Annotated in this window: 6 protein-coding genes and 1 rRNA gene; all 7 read right to left on the minus strand. The window is 69.0% G+C overall.

Translation table 11 applies throughout. From position 1 onward, the window contains the following. Positions 1-531 carry an FHA domain-containing protein gene (locus AB0K09_RS06360; RefSeq protein WP_366064132.1) on the minus strand — a complete coding sequence of 177 codons (531 nt, stop codon included), beginning with the start codon at positions 529-531 and terminating at the stop codon, positions 1-3. Between the two features lie 439 nt (positions 532-970). Continuing rightward, on the minus strand, positions 971-1969 hold the full coding sequence (locus tag AB0K09_RS06365) for a DUF881 domain-containing protein (protein ID WP_366064133.1): 999 nt from the start codon (positions 1967-1969) through the stop codon (positions 971-973). Between the two features lie 9 nt (positions 1970-1978). Then, positions 1979-2311: a small basic family protein gene (locus tag AB0K09_RS06370; RefSeq protein ID WP_366064134.1), complete on the minus strand. Its 333-nt coding sequence runs from the start codon at positions 2309-2311 to the stop codon at positions 1979-1981. Then, the gene (locus AB0K09_RS06375) at positions 2308-3195 is read right to left on the minus strand and encodes a DUF881 domain-containing protein (protein ID WP_366064135.1); all 888 of its coding nucleotides are present in this window, start codon (positions 3193-3195) and stop codon (positions 2308-2310) included. Before AB0K09_RS06375 ends, AB0K09_RS06370 begins: the two co-directional genes overlap by 4 nt. Positions 3196-3306: 111 nt before the next feature. Further along, the gene (locus AB0K09_RS06380) at positions 3307-5802 is read right to left on the minus strand and encodes a mannose-1-phosphate guanyltransferase (RefSeq protein ID WP_366064136.1); all 2496 of its coding nucleotides are present in this window, start codon (positions 5800-5802) and stop codon (positions 3307-3309) included. A gap of 68 nt (positions 5803-5870) precedes the next feature. Further along, complete coding sequence (locus AB0K09_RS06385; protein ID WP_366064137.1) at positions 5871-6461, minus strand: CDP-alcohol phosphatidyltransferase family protein; 591 nt, start codon at positions 6459-6461, stop codon at positions 5871-5873. A 150-nt stretch (positions 6462-6611) separates the two neighbouring features. Further along, a 5S ribosomal RNA gene (gene rrf, locus AB0K09_RS06390) occupies positions 6612-6728 on the minus strand. Positions 6729-6876: the final 148 nt, after the last annotated feature.

The following is a 6876-nucleotide window of genomic DNA, read 5'->3' on the forward strand; positions in this document are numbered from 1 at the left end:
TCAGATCCCCCGCTGGCTGCCGTAGAAGACCAGGCGGTACTTGCCGATCTGCACCTCGTCGCCGTTGGACAGCGCCACCGAGTCGATACGCTCCCGGTTGACGTACGTGCCGTTGAGGCTGCCGACGTCGGTGACGGTGAAACCGCCGTGCTGCTCCCGCCGGAACTCCACGTGGCGCCGGGAGACGGTCACGTCGTCGAGGAAGATGTCGCTCTGCGGGTGCCGGCCCGCGGTGGTGACCTCGCCGTCCAGCAGGAAGCGGCTGCCGGAGTTCGGCCCGCGGCGGACGACCAGCAGCGCCGAGCCCTGGGGCAGCGCCTCGACCGCGGCCTGGGCCTCGGGCGAGAGGGCGGGGATCGGCGTCTGTCCCGTGGTCTCCGAGTCGTACGCCTCGAGACCGGAGATGGAGATCGTCGACGTCGTCTCCGAGGCGCGCTCGGCGACGGCCCCGGGCCGCAGCGGCGCACCGCAGTTGGAGCAGAACCGGCTCGCCTCGGCGTTCCGGTGGCCACACCGCGTACAGACCGGCAAGGCAGATCCTCCACCCGCACTCGAGGTCGCTGGTGCCCCGAAACCTATGCGCCCGGCCGTGGCAGGGTCAACAGAAGACGCGCCCTGACTGCCCGGAATGTCGCTCCCCGGGACGCCGAGCTGGTCCCGGAACAGCGGGCGCTCCTCGTGCGCGCCCTGGCCGCCTTCCACCGGCCCCGAGGCGCGGTGGCGGGCGCTGCCGCCGCCCTGGCGTGCGCTCTTGCCGAACAACTTCGCAAACAACTTCACGGGCGATTCCCCTTGACCGAAACAGACCCGCCCGTGGGGCAGGACAAACCCTCGATGCACACACCGTCCGACCCGGACATCCTTACAACGTCCGTGGTCAACAGACAGTTTCCATCACGCACCCCCGACTTGGTGCGCCGACCCCCCGCTACCGCCCGCCCTCCCCGCGGACCCCGGGGGCACCCCCGCCTCACTGCGATGACGACCGAGCGTAGTCAGGCCGCTTCGCCGGGCGCAAGGCATCCACAATGATCTTCTCAGACCGCGAGACCGAGACACCGGCCTGCTCCTTCTCCAGAGTCTGCACCACCCCACCGGGGATGTTCAGCGCCGGCTCCAGATCCTGGGGCTTCCCGATGACCTTGAACTTATAGGGCTGGGAGACCTTTTTGCCATCGATCTCCACCCGGCCCGCGGAGCCCGAGAAGTAGGTGTCGGCGGCGACCCGGACGTCGTTGATCTGGATCGCCTCGGCACCGGCCGCGCGCAGCTCCTGGATGGTGTCCAGCAGCATGTCCGCCTCCACGGCGCCCTTGCCGTCGCTCACGGTGAGTTCGATGCCGGGCCCCTGGGCCGCCACCGTGCCCGCGAGCACCCCGAGCTGTTCCTCCTTCTGCTCGGTCTGCTTACGGGCCTCGGCGGCCTGGTTGGAACTGCTCTCCAGCTCCGTCCGCTGGCCCTCCAGCTTGCGCTTCTCGTCCTCCAGGCGCTTGGTGCGGTTGTCCAGCTCGTCGAGGATCCGGACGAGGTCCTCCTGCCGGGCACCGCGCAGCGCGCTGTTGTCGCTGGTGGAGCGGACCTGGATGGCCAGGCCGAGGCCGAGGACGCACAGCAGCGCCGCGACGGTGAGCTGGGCCCGCGTCAGGCGCGGCGGCCACAGGCCCTTCACCAGCCGTTGACGTCCCGTCAACGGCGCGGGACCGGGCTCGGCCTCCGGGCCCTGCTCGGGGGCGACCCGGGGGCCGGGAGCGGGCTCGGGGCCGGGCTCGGGTTCCGGCCCGGACCGCGGTGCGGGCTCGCCGGGCCCACCGGCCGGCTCGGGACGCGCCGCCCCGTCGGGCCCCTGAGCCCGGGGCTCCTGCTCCTGGGACCGCTCCTCCCGGGACCGCTGGTCCTTCGGCTGCGGCTCCTGCTCGTCGTCCCGCCTTCCGGGACCGTTCGGCTGTCCGGACGTGTCGTCAGTGCTCATGGTCCCACCTCACGCCCGGAAGACATGGCGCCGGATGGCGGCCGCGTTGGAGAAGATGCGGATGCCCAGGACGACGACGACGCCGGTGGACAACTGCGCCCCGACGCCGAGCTTGTCGCCGAGGAAGACGATCAGTGCCGCCACGACCACGTTGGACAGGAAGGACACCACGAAGACCTTGTCGTCGAAGATCCCGTCCAGCATGGCCCGCAGACCGCCGAAGACCGCGTCGAGCGCGGCGACGACGGCGATGGGCAGGTAGGGCTCGACCGCCGTCGGCACCACGGGGCGGACCACCAGCCCGACCACGACTCCGATGATGAGGCCCAATACGGCGATCACGATGTGCCCTTCCCTGGCTTTGCGGTACGTACGATCAGACTCGGCGCGGCCGGCAACCGGACCTCGTCCTCGGCGGAAATGCTCGCGCGGACCCCGTAGTTCTGCTGCAGCACGTGCAGGTACTGGCCGTCCGCACTGTCCTGGAAAGCGGTGCTCAGCCGCTGCCCGTTCCCGATCGCCAGCACCGTGTACGGCGGCACCAGCGGCTTGTTGTCCACCAGTATGGCCTCACCGGCGGCCCTGATCGCCGACAGCGCCGTCAACCGCTGCCCATTGATCGCGATCGCCTCCGCACCGGACTGCCACAGGCCGTTGACGACACGCTGCATGTCCCGGTCCCGCACCCGGCCCGTGTCGGAGAACCCGGTGTTCTCCCGGGGCCCGCCACCGCTGCTCTTGGCCTGTTTCGCGTCGTCGACGACCACTTTGACCCCCGGCCCCCGCACGGGGGTGGCGCCGGCCAGCAGGGACACCAACTCCGCCTTGTCCCCGCCGTGTTTCCGCAGGGCGTCACGCTGCTTGGTGCCGACCGAGTCGCGCAGGCCGTCGACGTTCTTCTGCAGCGCGTCCGCGGCCGAGGTCTCGTTCTGGATGCGGTTGATGAGCTGCTGGCGCTCCTTGGCCAGGGTCGGTGCCGATATCCGGGCCTGCACCGCGCCCAGCGTGACCACCAGCGCGGCCAGCAGCAGGGCCGCCGCCAGGCCCAGCTTGGCCCGCAGCTTCCCGGGCAGTCCCTGGCCGCCCTCCGCGCGCCGGGCGGCCGCCTCGGCGTAGCCGTCGTCGAGGCTGTGATCCATCACATTGGTCAGCAGCGACATCGACGCGTCGGGGCGCGGCGGCGACGAGGTGCTCCGAACGGGGGGCTGCTGCGACATGCCGCACATCGTCGCACGTCGGGGGCGTCGTCTCCCAATGGCCCCACCGGCGTGCCGGGGGGATGCGGGGGACGACGCCCTGACGAGGTCGTGGCGACGGCCGCGACAGGCCGGGCCGGGTCAGCGCCCGGCGCCGTCCACGACCGCCGACCACTCGTCCAGCAGAGCCTGCGCGGAGGCGTCGTCGGGGCCCTCCGCCCACAGGTGCGTCACGGCCTCGGACGGGTCGGGCAGCACCAGCACCCAGCGCCCGTCGGCCTCGACCACCCGCACCCCGTCGGTGGTGTCCACCGACCGGTCACCGGCGGCCTCGACCACGTGCCGCATGACCAGGCCCTTGACCGCCCACGGCGTGGCCAGGTCACGGCGCAGCACATGCGCCCGCGGGATACGGGCATCGATCTGGCTGAGGGTGAGCTGCGTCCGGGCCACGAGACCGATGAGACGGACGAACGCGGCCGTGCCGTCGAAGACGCTGCTGTGCTCCGGGACGATGAACCCACCGCGCCCGTCGCCGCCGAAGATCGTGCTGTCGGCACGGCCGACCCGGGTGAGGTCGTCGGGGGAGGTGGTCGTCCACTCGACCTGCGTCCCGTGGTACGCGGCCACCTGCTCGGCGATGCGGGTCGTGGTGACCGGCAGGGCCACGCGCCCGCTGCGCCGCTCGGCGGCGACCAGGTCGAGCAGGACGAGCAGGGCCCGGTCGTCCTCGACGATGCGACCGCGCTCGTCGACCAGCGAGATCCGCTCGCCCACCGGGTCGAACCGCACACCGAAGGCGGCGCGTGCGGACGCCACGATCTCCCCGAGCCGGACGAGCCCGGAGCGGCGGGTGTCGGCGGTCTCGGTGGGACGGGCCTCGTCGAGACCGGGGTTGATGGTGAGCGCGTCGACGCCGAGCCGACCCAGGAGGCTGGGCAGCACCAGCCCCGCGCTGCCGTTCGAGGCGTCGACGACGACCTTGAGCCCCGCCTCGGCGACGCCGGTGGTGTCCACCGCGTTGAGCACCGAGCTCGTGTAGGAGTCGTAGACGCTCGCCGGGAAGGACAGGTCACCGATCTCGCCGGGGAAGGCCCGCCGGTACTCCTGGCGGGCGTAGACGCGGTCGAGCTTGCGCTGCCCGGCCTGGGAGAGGTCGGCGCCGCGCTCGTCGAGGAACATGATGTCCACCGAGTCGGGCACACCCGGCGACGTACGGATCATGATGCCGCCGGCGCTGCCGCGCGCGGTCTGCTGCCGGGCCACCGGCAGCGGTACGTTCTCCAGGTCGCGGACGTCGATGGCGCTGGCCTGGAGTGCGGAGATCACCGCGCGCTTGAGCGCCCGCGCGCCTCGGGAGTGGTCGCGCGCGGTGGTGACCGTGGCGCCCTTCTTCAGCGTGGTCGCGTACGCGCCGGCGAGCCGGACCGCGAGCTCCGGGGTGATCTCGACGTTGAGGATGCCGGAAACGCCGCGCGTGCCGAACAGATGAGCCTGTCCCCGGGACTCCCAGATGACCGAGGTGTTGACGAAGGCGCCCGCCTCGATGGTCTTGAACGGATAGACCCGGACGTTGCCCTGAATAATCGATTCCTCGCCGACGAGGCATTCATCGCCGATGACCGCGCCGTCCTCGATCCGCGCGGCACGCATGATGTCGGTGTTCTTGCCGACGACGCAACCGCGGAGATTGCACTGCTGGCCGATGTAGACGTTGTCGTGGACTACCGCCTTGTGCAGGAAGGCACCGCGCTTGACGACGACGTTGGAGCCGACGACGGTGTGTTCGCGGATTTCCGCGCCGGCTTCCACCTTCGCGTAGTCGCCGATGTAGAGCGGGCCGCGCAGCACCGCGTCGGGATGTACTTCGGCGCCTTCGGCGACCCAGACGCCCGGCGAGATCTCGAATCCGTCTATGTCGACGTCGACTTTGCCTTCCAGGACGTCGGCCTGGGCCTTGACGTAGCTCTCGTGGGTGCCGACGTCCTCCCAGTAGCCCTCGGCGATGTAGCCGTAGACCTTCTTGCCGTCCTTCATCAGCTGCGGGAAGACATCGCCGGACCAGTCGACGGGGACGTCGGGGCGCACGTAGTCGAAGACCTCGGGCTCCATGACGTAAATTCCGGTGTTCACGGTGTCCGAGAAGACCTGGCCCCAGGTCGGCTTCTCCAGGAAGCGCTCGACCTTTCCCTCGTCGTCGACGATGGTGATGCCGAATTCCAGGGGATTGGGCACGCGGGTGAGGCAGACGGTGACGAGCGCGCCCTTTTCCTTGTGGAAGCGGATCAGGTCCGTCAGGTCGAAATCGGTGAGGGCGTCGCCTGAGATGACCAGGAACGCATCGTCCTTGAGTGCCTCTTCTGCGTTCTTGACGCTGCCCGCCGTGCCGAGCGGCTTTTCCTCGTTGGCATAGGTGAGTTCCATGCCGAGTTCCTCACCGTCACCGAAGTAGTTCTTGACGAGGGAGGCGAGGAACTGCACGGTCACCACGGTCTCTGTGAGCCCGTGCCGCTTGAGCAGGCGCAGCACATGCTCCATGATCGGCCGGTTGGCCACCGGCAGGAGCGGCTTGGGCATGCTCGAGGTCATGGGGCGAAGACGAGTGCCTTCGCCACCGGCCATCACGACGGCCTTCATGTCGGAAGCGTCCTCCTTGGGAGACGACGGTCATGCCGACTTCTCGCGCCCGACGCCCGCGCTCGAGATCAGTCGGCCGTGGCGTCCGCCTTCACGAGTCGGCGGACCTGAACCACATAGAGGATTCCTGCCCACCAATAGAGGGTTGTACCCCATCCGGCGAACGCCCATCCGAAAATCGCGGCGAGCTGCGCCGGCCATCCCTCGCCGTCACTGAGAAGCAGCAAGGGGAACGCGTACATGAGGTTGAAGGTGGCGGCCTTCCCGAGGAAGTTCACCTGCGGCGGCGGATAGCCGTGCCGCCTCAGCACTCCCACCATGACCAGCAGCATCGCCTCCCGCGCGAGCAGGGCCACGGTCAGCCAGAGCGGGAGGATCTCCCTCCAGGTCAGGCCGAACAGGGTGGAGAGGACGTAGAGCCGGTCGGCGGCCGGGTCGAGCAGCCGGCCGAGATTGCTGATCTGATTCCAGCGCCGGGCGAGCTTTCCGTCGAGATAGTCGCTCACACCGCTGAGGGCCAGCACGAGCAACGCCCAGCCGTCGTACTTCTGGAGAATCAGCCACAGGAAGAGTGGTACGCCGACCAGGCGCGCCATGCTGAGGATGTTCGGGATGGTGAGGACACGGTCGGTCTGGACGCGCGTCTCCTGGACCTCCACCCGGGGGCCTCCTGTGGGGAAACGTGACAACGATGCCTCATGACCTTACCGTCCGCGGGCGACGAGACGTGCGGAGGGGTGGGAGTGAACGGCCGTAAACGCGAGAAAGCCCTGGCAGGGGAACCCTGCCAGGGCTTTCTCTCAACAATAGTTCGGCGGCGTCCTACTCTCCCACACGGTCCCCCATGCAGTACCATCGGCGCTGAAAGGCTTAGCTTCCGGGTTCGGAATGTAACCGGGCGTTTCCCTAACGCTATGACCACCGAAACACTATGAAATTCAACGAAACCAGTTCATGACTGTTCGTTATTTCAGAACTAACACAGTGGACGCGAGCAACTGAGGACAAGCCCTCGGCCTATTAGTACCAGTCAGCTCCAACCGTTACCGGTCTTCCACACCTGGCCTATCAACC

This window comes from Streptomyces sp. NPDC049577, from assembly GCF_040675635.1.
GTDB lineage: Bacteria > Actinomycetota > Actinomycetes > Streptomycetales > Streptomycetaceae > Streptomyces.

Excerpts from the sequence above, each read along its gene's own strand:
- AB0K09_RS06380 (WP_366064136.1), bottom strand. The coding sequence starts at position 5,802 with ATGAAGGCCGTCGTGATGGCCGGTGGCGAAGGCACTCGTCTTCGCCCC.
- AB0K09_RS06365 (WP_366064133.1), bottom strand. The coding sequence starts at position 1,969 with ATGAGCACTGACGACACGTCCGGACAGCCGAACGGTCCCGGAAGGCGG.
- AB0K09_RS06375 (WP_366064135.1), bottom strand. The coding sequence starts at position 3,195 with ATGTGCGGCATGTCGCAGCAGCCCCCCGTTCGGAGCACCTCGTCGCCG.